This is a genomic window from Novosphingobium sp. PhB57 (genome assembly GCF_004342985.1).
Lineage (GTDB): Bacteria > Pseudomonadota > Alphaproteobacteria > Sphingomonadales > Sphingomonadaceae > Novosphingobium.
Genome location: NZ_SMBO01000003.1, coordinates 193,418 through 210,323 on the forward strand (window position 1 = coordinate 193,418; position 16,906 = coordinate 210,323).

The window sequence follows — 16,906 nt, forward strand, 5'->3', positions numbered from 1 at the left end:
CGCCGGGACGAGATTACCGAACTTTCCACCACAATTTCCAGCACCATGAATTTCCGCACCGAGTTGACGAAATGGCTTCGCTGCCGGCGAGCCGTTACGCTCGGAACCTAAGGAGAATACCCATGGATGCGACATTCGATCCGGTGGTGGCGGGCACTATCGTCGACATCTCGGCGCCAGGCGCGGGCGGCGTTGACACCGGATATCGCTCCGTGCTGATCGGCGAGGAAACTCTGCTGGTCGAATGCGGCGAATTGCTGCGGGCACGGGGGCATGAGATCGTGGCCGTGGTGACGGCCGAAGGGTCGCCCGCCGCGGCCTGGGCGCGTCGCAGCCGCATTCGGGTGCTGACCCGCGCGCGCGACCTGCTGGCCAAGGGGAACGCTCCGCTCGACTGGATCTTCAGCATTTCCAACCTTGCTATCCTGCCCGGCGAAGTCCTGTCGCTTGCGGCGCGCGGAGCGATCAATTTCCACGACGGCCCGCTGCCCGCGCGAGGCGGCCTCAACACGCCGGTCTGGGCGCTTCTAGAAGGCGAGCGGGACCACGGCGTCACCTGGCATCTCATGACGGGCGCCGTCGATGAAGGTGCGGTGCTGGCTGCCGAGCCCATCAGCGTGAGTGACGGCGAAACCGCCTTTTCGCTTAACACGCGCTGCTTCGAAGCGGGGCTGCGCAGTTTCTCGCGTATCGTCGACGACCTGGACGGCGCGGTTGTCGCTGCCGCGCCGCAGCCCCATGCTCCGGTCCGCATGTTCGGGCGCGCGCATAGACCATCGGCGGCCGGGACGATCGACTGGACCCGTTCCGCGGAGGAAATCGCCCGGCTCGTGTCGGCGCTGGACTTCGGGCCCTATGCCAACCCTATGGGCCTGCCCAAGGCGGTGCTGGCGCAAGGCCTGGTGCTCGTTCAGCAGGTCACCGTGCTGGCCGGCCGTTCCGGACGAGCGCCGGGTACGCTGTTATCCGGCGGCGAACGGCCGGTGGTGGCGACCGGCGACCGGGACTTGCGGATCGATCGCATGACGGCGCTCGACGGATCGGCCTTGTCGGGGCTGGACGGCTACGCTGCCGGTGCATTCCAGTCGCTCGATGCATCCCGCCGGGCTCGTCTCGACTTGCTGGATGCGGCGGCGGGGCGTCACGAAGCGTGGTGGCGCCGCCGGCTGCGGCAGCGCGACAGCCTGCAATTACCTTCGTTTCGCCCGCTCCGCGAAGGCGAGCCATCGCGATGGAACCGGCTGGACGCTACGGTCCCGACCGGACGCGCAGCCGAGGCGTTCGCCGTCGTCATCGGCTGGCTGGCGCGCTTGGCCGACCGGGACAGCGTGGAAATCGGCTTTGCCGATGCGGTCAGCCAGGCACGGCTTGAAGACGTGTCGAACTGGTTCGCGCACGAACTGCCGTTCAAGGTCGCGGTCGATTTCGGCGCGCCGCTGGCCTTGCTGGTCGAGCGCGTCGAGCAGGAGATCGCCGCGCTGCACCGCCATGTCGGCTATTCGGCGGACCTTCTCGCCCGCTGCCCCGAATTGCGCGGCAAGGCGAGCATCGAACACCCGATCGCGGTGCGTCTGGTAGACAGGTTCGACGACGCGGTGCCGTTTGGGGAGACCGTGCTCGAACTGGCGATCTGCACTTCGGACGGCGCCTGCCGCTGGACATACGACGCGGTGCGGCTGCCGGAAACAGATGCCGAAGATCTGCTGACCGCGTTCGAGATATTCCAGGCGGCGTTCCGTGCGGCGCCGGACACCGATCTGGGACGGCTGTCGCTGCTATCGGATGCGGAGCGTGGGTGCGTGCTCGAAGTGTGGAACGAGCCGGCCGCCCCGCTTGCCGATAGGGCGACATGGTACAGCGCCTTCGCCGATCAGGCCGCATCGACGCCCGACCGCGTGGCAGTGACCGCAGGCGCTACCTCGCTCACTTATGGTCAGTTGGAAGCTCTGTCCAACCGGATGGCACGGCTCCTGACGGCACGCGGCGTAGGGCCGGAAACCCTGGTGGGCCTTCATCTCTCCCGCTCGGTGGAAATGCTCGCCTGCCTGATCGCCGTGCACAAGGCGGGGGGCGGCTACGTCCCGCTGGACCCGGCCTACCCGAAAGACCGCCTTGCGCACATGGTTGCGGATTCCGGAATGGCCCTGATCGTCAGTGAAACGGCGCTGAAGGACGCCCTGCCGCACGGCGAAGCGCAAGTGCTCTGCATGGAGGATCTGCGCCGCGAAAGCGCGGCCTTCTCGCCCGAACTCTTCGAGAGCGGAGTGGGCGGGGAAAGTCTCGCCTATATGATCTATACCTCGGGATCGACCGGGCTGCCCAAGGGCGTCGTCGTCGAGCATCGCAACCTGCTCAACTTCTTCGCCGGAATGGATGGCCATATCGAGCAGGAGGGGACATGGCTGGCGGTCACCAGTCTGAGCTTCGACATCTCGGTGCTCGAACTGCTCTGGCCGCTGATGCACGGATACCATGTCGTCATCGCGACCGAGCGGCAGGTGAGGGGCGATGTTTCCCTTGCCCAGCCGACGCGCCACACCGGCTTCAGCCTGTTCTACTTCGCCAGTTCGAGCGCGGGCAGCGCCGCCGAGAACTATAGGCTCCTGCTGGAGGGCGCGCGGTTTGCCGACGAGCACGGGTTCGAGGCCGTGTGGACGCCCGAGCGCCACTTCCACGCGTTCGGCGGTCCCTATCCCAACCCCTCGGTAGCTTCCGCTGCGATCGCTGCCGTCACCTCTCGCGTCGGCATTCGGGCGGGCAGCGTCGTCGGCACGCTCCACCATCCCTTGCGGATCGCGGAGGAATGGGCCCTGGTGGACAATCTCTCGGGAGGACGCGTCGGACTGGCATTCGCCTCTGGCTGGCAGCCGAACGACTTCGTGCTCAACCCTTCGGCTTTCGCCGACCGGCCCGGTACGCTCAAGGCCTGCATGGAAGACGTGCGTGCCCTCTGGCGCGGGGAGGCGCGACGTTTCCCCGGGCCGCTGGGGAGCGACGTCGAGGTGCTCACTTATCCGCGCCCGGTGCAGGCCGAACTGCCATGCTGGATCACTTCGGCCGGAAACATCGAGACCTTCATCGAAGCCGGACGGGTGGGTGCCTACGTCCTCACTCACCTGCTCGGACAGTCGATCGAGGAAGTGGCCGAGAAGATAGCTGCCTATCGTCTGGCCTGGCGCGAGGCTGGACATGCCGGCGAGGGCCACGCCACCCTGATGCTCCATACGTTCCTGGGCGAAGACGAAGCACAAGTGCGCGACGCCGTGCGCGGGCCTTTGATCGAATACCTGCGCACTTCCACCGCGCTGCTGCACCAGCATGCCTGGGCTTTCCCCGCGTTCCGGCGTCCCGGCGGGGTTGCCGCCGATAGCCAGGTCGATCTCGGTGCCCTTAGCGAAGAAGAGACCGAGGCGCTGCTCGAACATGCTTTCGAGCGCTACTTCGAGACGAGCGGCCTGTTCGGCACGCCGGAGGACAACCTGCCGCTGGTCCGGCGGCTTGGAGAACTGGGCGTCGACGAGATCGGCTGCCTGATCGACTTCGGCATCGAGACCGAACGCGTCCTTGCGCATCTTCCGGCCATCGACCGGCTTCGGGGGCTGGCACAGGCGGACGTATCGAGCGGGACCGGCGAACCCGCGCTGCACGCCCTCATGGCTCGTCACGGCGTAACCCATCTCCAGTGCACCCCGTCGCTGCTCCAGACCCTGGCGAGCGACCCGGCCTCGCGTCCTGCCCTGGCCGGTCTCAGGCGGCTCATGGTGGGGGGCGAGGCGTTCCCGCCCCACCTCGCGCAGGACATGCGCGGGCTTGTGCGCGGCTCCGTGATGAACATGTACGGGCCGACGGAAACGACAGTCTGGTCTGCCGTCCATGACGTGACCGCGCAGGACAACGCGCCGCCGCTCGGCCGTCCGCTGGCCAACCAACAGATCTACATTCTCGACCGCAGGCTGGAACCTGTCAGGCCCGGGGCGCCGGGCGAACTCGTGATCGGCGGCGCGGGAGTGGTGCGCGGCTATCATCGCCGGCCCGAACTGACCGCCGAGCGCTTCGTGGCTCATCCGTTCGTCACCGGCGCGCACGCCTATCGCACCGGGGACCTGGCGCGGCAGCGGGCCGACGGAACGCTGGAATTCCTTGGTCGGCTCGACCACCAGGTGAAGATAAGAGGGTACCGGATCGAGTTGGGTGAGATCGAGGCCGCCCTGGCCGCCCATCACGAAGTTGCGGAGGCCGTGGTGGTCGCCCGCAGCGAAGGCGCGGCCACGCGTCTGATCGGCTATGTCGCCGGTATTAGCGCCGCGGCTCCGTTCGATGCGCTGCGGGACCGGTTGCGCGAACACCTGCGGCGCCAACTGCCCGAATTCATGGTGCCGGGAAGCCTCGTCCTGCTGGGCGCTTTGCCGCGCACGCCAAACGGCAAAATCGACCGCAAGGCTCTGCCGGAGCCGGGCGCCGTTCGAGAGAGCGAACCTCGGCGCGATCCGGTGGACACACCGGCCAGTCCGATCGAGGCGCAGATCCGGGAAGTCTGGTGCGATCTGCTGCATGTGCCGCATGTCGGGCGCGAGGAGAACTTCTTCGACATCGGCGGGCATTCCTTGCTGGCGATCCAGGTTCACCGCCGCCTGGCCGCCGCGGCGTCGCGCCCCGTGGTCCTGACGGACATCTTCCGCTTCCCGACCATCGCGGCGCTGGGGGCCCATCTCTCGGGCGAGGCCGAAGACGCGGCCGCGACGCGCGAGGGCCAGGATCGGGCGATGGCCCGCCGTGCCGCCCTGGCACGCCGGGGCGCCGTTCGCACCGTGGCAAGGACCTGAACGATGGACCAGGCATTCGGTTCTTTCGAAGACCGCGACGGCGCGCCCGACGCCAGCTCCATCGCCATCGTCGGCATGGCTTGCCGATTTGCGGGCGCACGAAGCCCGGACGCGTTCTGGGACATGCTGCGTCAGGGGCGCGAGGGGATAGAGACCTTCAGCGAGGACGAACTTATCGCGGCCGGTGTCAGTCCCGCACTCTTGCGCAATCCCCACTATGTCCGGCGCGGGGCCCCGCTGGAAGACATGGAATGCTTCGACGCCGCGCTGTTCGGTCTCAGCCAGCGGGACGCTGCGATCATGGACCCGCAGCACCGGCATTTCCTCGAATGCTCGTGGGAGGCGCTGGAAGATGCCGGGCACACGCCCCAGGGCTTCGGCGGGGTGATCGGCGTCTTCGCGGGGTCCGGGCACAACGCCTACATGCCGTACAATCTGCTCGGCAACCGGCGGTTGGTGCGGGACACCGGCCTGTTCCTGCTGCGTCACACCGGGAACGACAAGGACTTCCTGACGACCCGCGCCTCCTACCTGCTCGACCTCAAGGGGCCGAGCATCAATGTCCAGACCGCGTGCTCGACTTCGCTGGTGGCGATCCACATGGCCGCGCAGAGCCTGCTCGCCGGCGAATGCGACATGGCGCTGGCGGGCGGGGTCTCGATCGAACTGCCGCACCGCCAGGGCTATCTCTATGAGCCCGGCGAAATTCTCTCACCCGACGGAAAGTGCCGGCCTTTCGATGCCGGCTCGCAAGGGACCGTGTTCGGCAGCGGCGTCGCCATACTGGCCCTGCGCCGCCTGGCCGACGCCATCGAAAGCGGCGACCATATCCACGCGGTGCTGCGCGGATCGGCGATCAATAACGACGGAAGCGGCAAAGTGGGCTATCTCGCGCCGGGCGTCGAAGGTCAGGCCGCCGTGATTGCGGAGGCGCTGGCGGTCTCCGGTGTCGATCCCTCCGAGGTCGACTACGTGGAAGCTCATGGCACCGGCACGCCTATTGGCGATCCCATCGAAGTGGCCGCGCTCACGCAAGTCTTCCGGCAATCCGCCCCCCGGACAAGGCCCTGTGGGCTCGGCTCGGTCAAGGCCAATATCGGTCATACCGACACGGCAGCGGGCGCTGCCGGGGTCATCAAGGTGGCGCTGGCGATGCGTCACGAGGAACTTCCCGCAGTGCCTCATTTCGAGGCGCCCAATCCTGACTGCGCGTTCGCTACGAGCCCGCTGCGCATCCAGGATTCGCGGGAAGCCTGGCCCCGGCGCGATAACAGCCCCCGTCGCGCCGGGGTCAGTTCACTCGGCGTGGGCGGGACCAACGCTCATGTCGTGATGGAAGAAGCCCCGCTGCGCAGGGAAGGCACGCCGGGCCGCCGTCACCAGTTGCTGATATCCTCGGGCCAGAGCGAAACGGCGCTGGCCGCGAACCTCGCGGCGCTGGCCGGGCATGTCACCGCAAGGCCGGATATTTCTCTGGCCGACGCGGCGTTCACTCTGAGCACCGGACGGCGTGAACTGCCCATGCGCGGTTTCGCCGTGGCCGCCGGTGAGGCGCCCGAGGCCATGGCAGCGGCGCTGACCGCAGCGGCCGAGGCCAAGGGCCAGGGGGCCGCAATTCCCGGCCGGAGCGTGGCCTTCCTGTTCTGCGGCGGCGGTCCCCAGCATGTCGACATGGCGCGCGGACTCTACGAAAGCGAGCCGCTATTTCGCGCTCAGGTCGATCGCGGCCTGGACCTGCTGGACCGGATCGGCCCGAACGCGCTGCGCCGCTGGCTCTTCCCCAGCGAGGCCGACCGCGCGAATGCCGCCGCCGAGCTGGAGCGGCCCTCGCTCGCCTTGCCCGCGCTGTTCATCGTCCAGACCGCACTCGCACGGCTCTGGATCTCGCTGGGCGTCGAGCCGGCCGCGATGATCGGCCACAGCTGCGGCGAATATGCAGCGGCGCACATTTCCGGGGTGATCGACCTCGAAAGCGGACTGCGCATCGTCCAGGCGCGCGGCATGCTGTTCGAGCAGACCGGCGCTGGCGCCATGCTCGGCGTCGCGATGGCGGAAGAGGAACTGGCGCCGCTTTTGCCGCCCAACTTGTCGATCGCGACGATCAACGGTCCGCGCCTATGCGTCGTCTCCGGCGCGGCACCGGCGATCGCGCGGTTTCACGAGACGCTGGCCGCGCGCGAAATCGAAGCCCAGCCAATCCCGATCACGGTCGCCGCGCATTCGCCCATGCTCGATCCGATCCTGCCTGAGTTCCGCACTATGCTGGCGGCAATCACCTTCCACGCGCCGCGCATTCCCTTCGCCTCCAATCTCACCGGAGACTGGGTGCAGGCGGCCGAAGCGACCGATCCCGGATACTGGGTCCGCCACTTGCGCGAACCGGTGCGCTTCACTGACGGTCTGCAATGCCTGCTGGGCGATCCCCAGCGGGTTCTTCTGGAAGTCGGCCCCGGCCGGTCGATCACGAGCCTGGCGCGGCAGCATCCGGGACGCGGAGCCTTGCAGCCCGTCGTCAATTCGATGCGTCACCCCGATCAGGACATCCCCGACGACGCCCGCTTCCTGCAGGCTCTGGGCGAGCTGTGGTCACTGGGCGTCGCGGTGGACTGGACCGCCTTCTGGAGCGGGGAGCGCCGCTTGCGCCTGCCGCTGCCGAGATACCGCTTCGACCGGCAGCGCCACTGGATCGAGCCATCCGCTGCTATGGGCAGCGCCGGGGCTCACGATCTGGCCGAGGCCGATCCCGATACGCGGATGGAGCTTGCGGACTGGATCTACGAGCCGGTCTGGGCGCGAGAGGACGCTCCCGATCGCGAGCCCGCTAAACAGCCGGCGATGGTGCTTTGCGACGATCGCGGCCTGTCCGACCGTCTGGTCGCGCGGCTGCGCGGTGCGGGCGTCGATGTCGTGACCGTGCACGCCGGTCGGCGCCGCGCGGAACGCGATGTCGAGGATTTCGTCGTTCGCCCTTCACACCGCGAGGACTGGAACTGGCTGTTCGCGGCCCTTGCGGAACGCAGCCTGCTGCCCGGCCGGATCTATCACGCCTGGCTCGTGACCGGGGAGACCGGCGACCCTCACGATGCACTGCTGGATCACGGTCTTTTCGCGCTCGCGGCGATGGCGCCGGAGCTTGCCGCGGCTTGCGACGGCGCCGAAGTGGAAGTCCTGCTGATCACCGACCACGCGCAGCGCATCGCCGGAGACCGCGATGTCGCGCCGATCAAGGCCACGGCGCTCGGCGCGCGCAGAAGCCTCGCCACCGAGTATCCCGGCTTGCTGTTCCGCGCCGTGGATATCGAGCCCGCAACGCAGCACGCCCTGGCGCTCGAAAGAACTGTCGACGCGCTGATCCGCGAGCCGGTGTCGGCAGATGGCCGGGACGTAGCCTTTCGAGCGGGCGAGCGGTGGGTGCTGGGCCATCGCGCCGCTTCTTCCGGCGCGCCGACAGGGGGTGCCGGCTGCTGGCTCGCGCAAGGCGGAACCTATCTCATTACCGGTGGTCTCGGCGGCATCGGCCTGACCATCGCGCACCACCTCGCGCGGACTTGCACGCCGAACATCGCGTTGCTCTCCCGCACCGCCTTGCCCGAACGCGCGCGCTGGAGCGCCTTGCTGGAGGCGGGTGATCTGCCACTGGCCGTGGAAGACAAGCTGCGGCAGATCGCGACCCTTGAGGCGGCAGGCGCGCAAGTCGAACTCGTGGTTGCCGATGTCGCCGATCTGCGGGCTCTGCGCCGTGCTGTCCGCCGCGTCGAAGCCCGGTTCGGCAGGATATCCGGCGTCTTTCACACGGCGGGCGCGCTGGATGACGAACTGGTCGAGACCCGCAGCCGCTCGGCCATGGAGGCCGTGCTGCGGCCGAAGATCGCGGGCACTCTCGCCCTCGAGCAGGCCATGGCGGGGCGGCCTCCCGAATTCCTGATGCTGTTCTCGTCGATCAGTGCCTTTGCCGGGCTGCCGGGGCAAACCGACTATGCCGCGGCCAATGCTTTCCTGGATGCCTATGCCCAGTCGCGGCGGCACGATCCGGTCACGCGCGTGGTATCTGCCGGTTGGAGCCAATGGGCCGAAGTAGGCATGGCGGCCGCGCAGGGCGGACGGCAGGGGCCGGGGCAGGGCGTCGGAACCGCGCTCGCAGACGATCTCGGCAAGGGCCGTCCTTTCGCGCACCCCTTCCTGACGCGTGCGCATTCCCTGTCGCACGGCGAGTTCGTGTTGGCCGGAATGCTCTCGCCCGAACAACAATGGGTGCTGGATGAGCACCGGATGATCCGCGAGCAGCAGCCGGCAGGCGCCTTGCTGCCGGGCACGGCTTACCTGGAGCTGTCCCGTGCCGCGGTGGCCATGGTCGAGCCGGGGCCGCTGGAGCTGAGCGATTTCACGTTTCTCGAACCTTTCTCCGTTGCCGACGGCGAAGCGCGCGATCTCAGGGTCCATGTCCGCAAGGAGGATGGCACCACGGGTGAGGAGGCCTGGCGGGTCGCCGTGCTCGGTCGTCCCGCTGGGGACCGCGGGGCGTGGACGGAGCATGCCCGGGGGACCGTCAGCAGTCATGCAGCAGCACCGCTCCGCGCCACGCTGGACCTCGATGCCATCGCGGCTCGGTGTCGGCCGGGCCGGGGCGGCAGCGAAGACCAGCCCCGTCTTCGCTTCGGGCCGCGCTGGCAGAACCTTTCGAAGACGTTGATCGGACACGGCGAAGCGCTGCTCCATATCGACTTGCCGGCAGCCTTCGAAGGCGAGCTGGAACAGATCCTGCTGCACCCCGCCATGCTCGACTTCGCGACGGCGGGCGCGCAGTCGCTGATTCCCGGACGCGACCCCGAGCGCGATTTCCTTGCGCCTTTTACTTATCGCCGACTGGTGCTCCATGCACCGCTGCCGGCGCGGATCGTCAGCCATGTGCGCCATCGTCCGAACGCGAACGACGGCGGCCAGACGGCCGTGTTCGATGTCACGATCACCGATCCCGATGGAAGGGTGCTGGCGGAGGCCAGCGACTTCACGATGATCCGCACGGCGATGAACCTTTCCGCTGCGGCGTCTTCGTCAGGCTCCGTCGATGCGGCAGGTGTTTCCGAACCCGGACCGCGAATGGGCATCCGTCCCGAGGAAGGCGCGGAAATCGTCTCGCGCCTGCTTTCGGGGGCAGGGCGGCCGCATCTGGTGATTTCGCCCTACGATCTCCACGCGGTGCTCGCGGCCCTGCGGCAGCCGCCGAAGCCCGCCGCAACCGGGGTGGCCTGCGATCCCGCCGATGCTCCGCGAACCGAAACCGAGCGTGTCATCGCGGACTTGTGGTGCGATCTTCTGGGCGTGCCCGCGATCGGGCGAAACGACAACTTCTTCGACATGGGCGGCCATTCGCTGCTGGCTGTCCAGTTCACCAATCGCCTGCGTAAGCGCACCGGCAAGACGCTGCCCCTGGCGGCGATGCTGGGACAGCCGACCGTCGCCAACCTGGCGGCGATCGTCGATCCGGGCAGCCTGGCAGATCGACCGGCGGAAGCGGCGAATGCCGATCAGGCGCCGGTCGGCCTCGTCACCATCCGCAAGGGCGGGGCGCGCACTCCGCTGTTCTTCGTTCATGACGGGCTGGGCGAGACATTGCTCTATCGCGGACTGGCGCTCAGGCTGGACAGGAGCCGTGACGTCGTGGGCATGGAGCCGCTCCGGCGCAGTGACGGCTCCTATGCCCATACCCGGATCGACGAGATGGCGGCATATTACGTGGCGAGGCTGCGCACGGTGCAGCCCGCCGGGCCCTATCTTCTCGCCGGGCTCTGCGCGGGCGGTGTCATTGCCTTCGAAATGGCCCGTCAGCTCCAGGATGGCGGGGAGCAGGTCGCCTTCGTGGGCATTATCGATGCCGCCGACGTGGAAGCGCGCAAGTTCCGGTTCCTCACGACCCGGTTGCGTCTTGCCCGCCTGCGCGGTCTCGTGACGCGGACGGGAGCCCTGGGCGTGCTGCCGGACGTCGGACGGCGGGCCTGGAACGCCGCGCGCTGGGAGGTCGGCTCCCGCCTGCGGCAGGCCGAGGATCGCCGCACGGTGCGGACGATGCGTGCGCACACGGCGGGAGCGAGCGAGCCGGGCGGACCGGCATCGATCCCTTTCCTCAAGCTCTATGAGGTCGCTCACAAGGAGCATCGTCCTGCCGGGATCTTCGAGGGCGGCACCGTGGCCCTGTTCAAGGCCGGCGACGATACCGGCCTGGTCGACGACACGCCCTACAGCCTGACATACCGCGACTATGCGCTCGGTTGGGGCAAGCGCGTCCGCGATGAAATCGTGATCGTCGACATTCCGGGCGGACACAGCAGCAACCTCCAGGAACCTTACGTCGAGCGCCTTGCTCCCTTGTTCCAGGACGCGCTCGATGCCGCGCTGGCCTCTTTCGAACCACTGGCCCAGGACCTCATCGGGGTTGCGGCCGAATGAGCGATTACCTGCCGTTCCACGCCATCGACGTGGTCATCGTGAACTACCGGACGGCGCAACTGGTCGTCTCGTGCCTGGAAAGCCTGGCGGCCGAAGCGGGAGAAGGGCTGCAGCTGAGGGCCTTCGTGATCGACAACGATTCCCGCGACGGATCGGCCGATGCGATAGAGGCCGCCCTCCTGCAGCAGGACTGGAACTGGGCGCGCGTCGTCCGCTCTCCGGTGAATGGCGGCTTCGGGGCGGGCAACAACCAGGGCATCGACCTTGCCCTGGCGCAGGAAAGACCGGCGGATCTGGTCTGGCTGCTCAATCCCGACACCCGCGTCATGCCCGGCGCGGCGCGCGCGCTGGCGCGTTTCATGGCGAGCACGCCGGCGGCCGGGCTGGTCGGAACGGCGCTGCTCGAAGCCGATGGAAGTCCCTGGCCTTTTGCCTTCCGGTTTCCCTCGATCCTGGGCGAGATCGAGCGGGGACTGCGATGGAAAGCCAGTTCCCGTCTGCTGGCGCGCCACGCCCTGCTGCGAAGGATAGGGGACCGGCCGGAACGCGCGGATTGGGTCAGCGGCGCCAGCCTCGCCATCCGGCCCGCCCTGCTGTGGGAGGGCCTGCGCTTCGACGAGGGTTATTTTCTCTACTACGAGGAAACGGACTTGTGCCGCACCGTCCGCGGGCAAGGGTGGGAGTGCTGGTATCTGCCGCAGGCCCGCGTGCTTCACATCTCCGGCCAGAGCACCGGGATTACCGACCCGCAGGCAAAGCCGCGGCGGATGCCGGCATATTGGTTCGAATCCCGTCACCGCTATTTTCGCAAGAACCACGGCCGGATCTATGCGCTCCTCGCCGATCTCGCCTGGATGGCATCCCATTCGGTGTTTCTGGCCAAACAGGCCTTGCGCCGGGAGCAGAGCCTGGACCCGCCGCGGCTCCTGGCCGATTTCGCGCGGCACAGTGCCTTCTTCCCGCGCCGCAGATGAACGGAACTGGCTGGGAAAGAGATGCGCGTTCGCTGGGGCTTGCGGCCGTGAGGCTTTCAGGGCCATTCGGCCTCTGGCGGATCACGGTTCCGGCCCGCGTCGATCCTCGGCTCGCAGCCTGCCTCTCCGACGAGGAACAGGCCCGTGCAGCACGGTTCCGCTTTCCCGAACTCGCCAACCGCTACCGTATCGCGCATGGAGCCTTGCGCTTGCTGGGGGAATATTGGACCGGCATCCCGGCCGGGCGCCAGTCTTACGAAGCCAATGCTCATGGCAAGCCGATGCTGACGAATGCCCCGGAGGCAAAGTGCAGTCTCAGCTACAGCGGCGAAAGTATCGTTGTGGGCTGGTCGTGGAACCATGACATCGGCGTCGATGCCGAGCGTCTGCGGCCGATTGCCGAAGCGGCCGAACTGGCCGATCTCCATTGCACCGCGCGCGAGCGGCAGCGGCTCTCCGATAAGGACGCGTCCAGCTACAGCCGCGCGTTCCTGACGGTGTGGGTACGCAAGGAAGCCTGCGTGAAGGCGCTGGGACGCGGTCTTGCCATAGCACCTTCGTCATTCGATTGCGACGTTGACCCGGGGTCAGCTCTCGTTGAAATCGACGGCTCTCCTGTGGAAAGTCACGTCTACGACCTGAAGGACGACCTGCTGGTCGCCTGGGCCCGATGCATCCGGATGAGCCGGTCTGATCGGAACCATCGGCTTGTTCCTGCAGGCTCCGTTACTGGTGGAGCTGCAGGAGCCCTTCGCGGATGACATGAGCGATCATATGCGCACGATTACGTGTTCTGGTCTTGAGGCGCACGTTTTCGACATGCCGTTCGACCGTGCAGGGCGCAATGTTAAGCTCGATCGCCGTTTCCTTTGCAGACCGTCCCATGGCCACAAAGCGTAAGACATCCAATTCACGAGCGGTAAGTTGCACAGCTTCATTGTCAAATCTGTACATGAATTTCCCCCTACATTTCGATGATGATTATCGAACCCCCCTACCTTCCATTGAGACTTTTACCGAGCCTCAATGGCAAATGTTGCATTGGCGAAGATTCGAGTCACGCTATATTTTGGCGACGGGGGGCGGCCGTTTGGATTTAAACCGGGTTCAGGGACGATCGCATGAGCGTGGGGACTATCCCGATTCGACCGGATACTCATTCGTATAATCCGGGAGAGTTATGTTCACGATTGCACATAAGCAAGCAATCGCGTGCCGGGATCACGACTGCAGGATGTCGCGCCGCGTGCTTTCGCCGTTGAGATGGTGGGGAAGGCCGGGCAGGGCGCTGGCGATCTGGCGGCCGCATATCATCCGGGCACGCCCCTGGTTGGCCAGTTCGCGCGCCAGCACGGCAGCCTGCGTCCGGTTGCTCACGGAAAGCTTTTTAAGCAAGGACTTGACCGTCGCCTTTACGGCCGATTCGCTGATGCCGATATCGCGCGAGATCGTCTTGTTGGGCAGCCCGCGCTCCAGGGCACCCAGCACGTCCCATTCCCGGTCGCTGAGATCGTACCCTTGCGCGGTGCGTTGCTGCGCGGGAAATTCCGTGATGAGCAGCAGGTTGTCGAGCAGGGCGATAATCTCAGGCGGGGCCACCTTCTGGCCGACGGCCACCATCTGCATCATCGCCACGAGCGATTGATAGGGTACCTGATCGAGGAAATAAGCGTAAGCTCCGGCGGCGTAGATTGTGGCCATTTCGTTGAAATCGAAAGAAGAGACGAGCGCGACCACGCGCGCGTTCGGGAAATGGTGGAGGACATCGGCGATGACGGCAGCACCCTCGTCACCCAGCAGGGAGCCGCCAACCACGATCACATGCGCGGCTTCCGTCTCGCTGCGCGGCGACAAGCGCTCCAGAGCGTCGACCGACTCCGCCAGATCGAACCCGGAGTCCGAAAGAATGCGCCGAACCCCTTCCCGTATCAGCGAATTCCTGATGGCCACCGAGACCACCACCGATGTACCCGTCGTCATGATCGTTCGCAGGCCTCTCGTCTTGGTCGCATCCTGGGAAGATGCCTGAGGTCCGAGAAGATCCGTTCCGCCCAACAGAACCCGGAAAATACGAGTGCTAAGCCTCGTTCGCTAATTCTTAGATGAACCTACTGCGAACAGGCCGATTTTGACAGTTCCTCCTTTTGGGGAGGGTAATTCTCACCATGCGCTGACGCCCGGCTCATCTCGCCAGAGCCGGCGTTGCCGGACGCGCTTCGAGGCGCCGGATCATGCGGCGCAGCGGGCTTTCGAACCCCCGGTGCAACACCCAGGCGAGCGCGATCACCATGGCGCAGGCGGTGAGCGAGGCGATCCAGTCGCTGGCATCGGCGCTCAGGCCCCGGTGCAGCGCGGCAGTCCGCAGGCGCTCCACAAGGCCGATGGCCTGGAAATGCAGCAGGTAGATGCCGAAGGACACTTTACCCAGCAGCATGAACGGCGGCGAGGCGAAGAGCCGTTTCATCACGCCGCGGTCCTGCGCCAGGGTCGCAATCAACGCGATCAATGCCAGATAGGCGGGAAAGTCCGAGAGCGCCTGCGCCATCGTCGCCAGTACCATCAGCAGGACCGCGCACTGGATGAGATTGCCCGACAGCACCTGATTGAGAACGCCGTTGCGGTAGAGCCGGTGGAGCAATTGCCCGATGGTGAAACCGGCCAGGCACCGCACAAGGGTGTAAGGCGAGAAGAACAAGTCGAGTTCGCCTTTCGCGACAGGTGCGCCGATATAGTGCCGGCTTGCGGCGAATGTCATCGCCAGCACGGCCAGCAAGGCGGCGGCGCCCGTGATGAGCGCGGTCCGGCGGCTCGACCGCAAGCAGGCCATCGCGATCACCGGGAACAGAAGGTAGGCCACCATCTCGGTGCTCACCGACCATGCGGGCGGGTCCATGCTGGGCCAGTTGCCGAGCGCTTGCAGCATCACGAGATTGGCCGCGAGCGCGGACAGCGGCGCGCCCGGACTGCCGCTGCGACCCAGCGCCAGCACCAGGCATGCCAGCGTGGCCAGGAGATAGAGCGGATAGACCCGCGCCAGGCGGTGGAGGAGAAAGCTGCGCTGACGGAATGTCCCGGCTTCCAGCGCCTGGCCATAGACATGGGCCATGACGAAGCCGCTCAGGATGAAGAACAGGTCCACCGCCAGATAGCCATGCAGCAGCATGGTCGAAAGCGGTCCGGTGGCGATCATCTTGAGGTGGAAATGATAGAGCATCACGAACAGCGCGGCGGCGCCGCGTATGCCCGTCATCGGCCTGATTTCCGCTGCTGGCGTCATCATTGCATCCGCTACCCGGTTATTCGCATTGCCTTTCGGCATTGTCCTATCGGATAGCCGCGCGGGTAATCCGGGCTATCGCCCCCTGAGTTCTTGCCACGTTCGTGCCACGTTCTCGCCACTGCGCGCGGGAGTTTGTGGTTGTCGGGCCAAGTCGCTGCGGTAAACATCGGCGGATGCGGACAGGTTTCCTTATTGCTGCCGGACTGGCCCTGACGACACCGATGGTGCCTGCCGGGGCGCAGGATCGGAATGTCCCGGAAGCCGAAGCGCCGACTTCCAGGGCTGACGAAAGCGGCAGGATCGGGGCAGGCGTCGATACGGACTTCGCCGGGCACTACTATTTGTCGGGCGTCATGGAGACAGGGTCCGAAATGCTCCTGCGCCGCGACGGCACGTTCGAATGGTACATCTCGGTTGGCGCGCTGGACCAGTTCGCGCACGGGACCTGGCGGCGGGATGGCGCCGAAATCGTCCTGTCAGCCGACCGGCCGGTGCGGGATCGGCCGCTGTTCGCCTATCTGGACACCCAGCCCTGGTCGGCGCTGGCCGAGCAGGAGCGACTGGCGCGCGATCGCGCTACGGCAGAAGATGCGGTGGAGGCGCGCTGTCCTTTCCTGGTCGATTCCGTCGCCACCACCGAGCCAGTCGTCGAAACGGTCGAAGCGCCGGGCAGTCAGGTGCAGGTGCCGCAGTCAGAGCGCGATGCCGCAGCGGATGCCGCGTTGACCGCGGCAGAGGAGGCCCGGGCGCGCATGGAGGAAGCGGCAAGCCGTATCCTGTCGGCCGGCACGCCTGTCGCCGACGATGCGGCGCAGGAGGCGCGGCAGGTAACGCTGGCCTGGCAGGAGGCGCGCGACAGGGCCGAACGCACAGCGAGCGCCGCCGGAAGGTCCCGCCCGGATCTGCCCGACCCGGTGCTGCCCGATATGTGCCGAATGCCCGAGCCGGTTGCCGTCGATGAGCAGTCGCCCGACCAATGGCAGGGCGGCCTGGCCGTCCTGGTGATCGACCCCAAGTCCGGCAACGATGCGCGCGGTGTGCGGGTGGCGCTCCGGTTCGCGGACGGCCGGGAGAGCGAAGTGACCACCGCCGGGGAAGGCCTGACCCTGGTGCCTGAGGGACCGTCCGCAGACCTCGTCTCCGCCACCCTGAGCGCACCTTATGTTCCGGGCCGAGACATCGACGTGCCTGTTCCGCCGGTCCGCTCGGGCGTGGTGCGGTTTTCCATCGATATCGAACAGATCATGGACCCACCCTTCGAACGGATGACGCTTCGTATCGACGGGGACGCGCTGCTGCCGGACGAACTGGGACGCGGACGCTACACCCGCTGATCAATCGTCACCCGGCCGGAAGCGCGCGGGAACAAGCGCCCGCAGCGGACG

General features: G+C 66.8%; 8 protein-coding genes. 5 read left to right on the forward strand and 3 right to left on the reverse strand.

The genetic code is table 11. From position 1 onward, the window contains the following. The first annotated feature begins 122 nt into the window (after window positions 1-122). The 4 genes from EDF58_RS11665 to EDF58_RS11680 are packed head-to-tail and all read left to right on the forward strand — an operon-like array spanning window position 123 to window position 13,002. Window positions 123-4,823, forward strand: coding sequence for a MupA/Atu3671 family FMN-dependent luciferase-like monooxygenase (locus EDF58_RS11665; protein WP_132265611.1), 4,701 nt, complete (start codon window positions 123-125; stop codon window positions 4,821-4,823). A gap of 3 nt (window positions 4,824-4,826) precedes the next feature. Beyond that, the gene (locus EDF58_RS11670) at window positions 4,827-11,267 is read left to right on the forward strand and encodes a type I polyketide synthase (protein WP_132265613.1); all 6,441 of its coding nucleotides are present in this window, start codon (window positions 4,827-4,829) and stop codon (window positions 11,265-11,267) included. Next, the gene (locus EDF58_RS11675) at window positions 11,264-12,241 is read left to right on the forward strand and encodes a glycosyltransferase family 2 protein (protein ID WP_132265615.1); all 978 of its coding nucleotides are present in this window, start codon (window positions 11,264-11,266) and stop codon (window positions 12,239-12,241) included. Before EDF58_RS11670 ends, EDF58_RS11675 begins: the two co-directional genes overlap by 4 nt. Beyond that, window positions 12,238-13,002: a 4'-phosphopantetheinyl transferase superfamily protein gene (locus tag EDF58_RS11680; protein WP_132265617.1), complete on the forward strand. Its 765-nt coding sequence runs from the start codon at window positions 12,238-12,240 to the stop codon at window positions 13,000-13,002. The genes EDF58_RS11675 and EDF58_RS11680 overlap by 4 nt, the downstream gene beginning before the upstream one ends. Here the strand turns inward: EDF58_RS11680 and EDF58_RS11685 are convergent. The 3 genes from EDF58_RS11685 to EDF58_RS11695 form a co-directional block, all read right to left on the reverse strand. Further along, window positions 12,968-13,195, reverse strand: coding sequence for a helix-turn-helix transcriptional regulator (locus tag EDF58_RS11685; protein ID WP_031342197.1), 228 nt, complete (start codon window positions 13,193-13,195; stop codon window positions 12,968-12,970). The two genes, EDF58_RS11680 and EDF58_RS11685, sit on opposite strands and share 35 nt — an antisense overlap. Before the next feature lie 267 nt (window positions 13,196-13,462). Then, entirely contained in the window at window positions 13,463-14,203 is a 741-nt protein-coding gene (locus tag EDF58_RS11690; RefSeq protein WP_165921383.1) for a response regulator transcription factor, read from the reverse strand. A 220-nt stretch (window positions 14,204-14,423) separates the two neighbouring features. Then, window positions 14,424-15,491, reverse strand: coding sequence for an acyltransferase (locus EDF58_RS11695; protein WP_165921384.1), 1,068 nt, complete (start codon window positions 15,489-15,491; stop codon window positions 14,424-14,426). 203 nt (window positions 15,492-15,694) lie between these two features. Between EDF58_RS11695 and EDF58_RS11700 the strand changes: the two genes are divergently transcribed. Next, on the forward strand, window positions 15,695-16,855 hold the full coding sequence (locus EDF58_RS11700) for a hypothetical protein (RefSeq protein WP_132265623.1): 1,161 nt from the start codon (window positions 15,695-15,697) through the stop codon (window positions 16,853-16,855). Window positions 16,856-16,906 lie beyond the last annotated feature (51 nt).

What these genes read in the sequence shown, in the direction of transcription:
- EDF58_RS11685 (WP_031342197.1), bottom strand. Translation starts at nt 13,195, where the DNA reads ATGTACAGATTTGACAATGAAGCTGTGCAACTTACCGCTCGTGAATTG.
- EDF58_RS11665 (WP_132265611.1), top strand. Translation starts at nt 123, where the DNA reads ATGGATGCGACATTCGATCCGGTGGTGGCGGGCACTATCGTCGACATC.
- EDF58_RS11670 (WP_132265613.1), top strand. Translation starts at nt 4,827, where the DNA reads ATGGACCAGGCATTCGGTTCTTTCGAAGACCGCGACGGCGCGCCCGAC.
- EDF58_RS11680 (WP_132265617.1), top strand. Translation starts at nt 12,238, where the DNA reads ATGAACGGAACTGGCTGGGAAAGAGATGCGCGTTCGCTGGGGCTTGCG.
- EDF58_RS11675 (WP_132265615.1), top strand. Translation starts at nt 11,264, where the DNA reads ATGAGCGATTACCTGCCGTTCCACGCCATCGACGTGGTCATCGTGAAC.
- EDF58_RS11700 (WP_132265623.1), top strand. Translation starts at nt 15,695, where the DNA reads ATGCGGACAGGTTTCCTTATTGCTGCCGGACTGGCCCTGACGACACCG.
- EDF58_RS11695 (WP_165921384.1), bottom strand. Translation starts at nt 15,491, where the DNA reads ATGACGGGCATACGCGGCGCCGCCGCGCTGTTCGTGATGCTCTATCAT.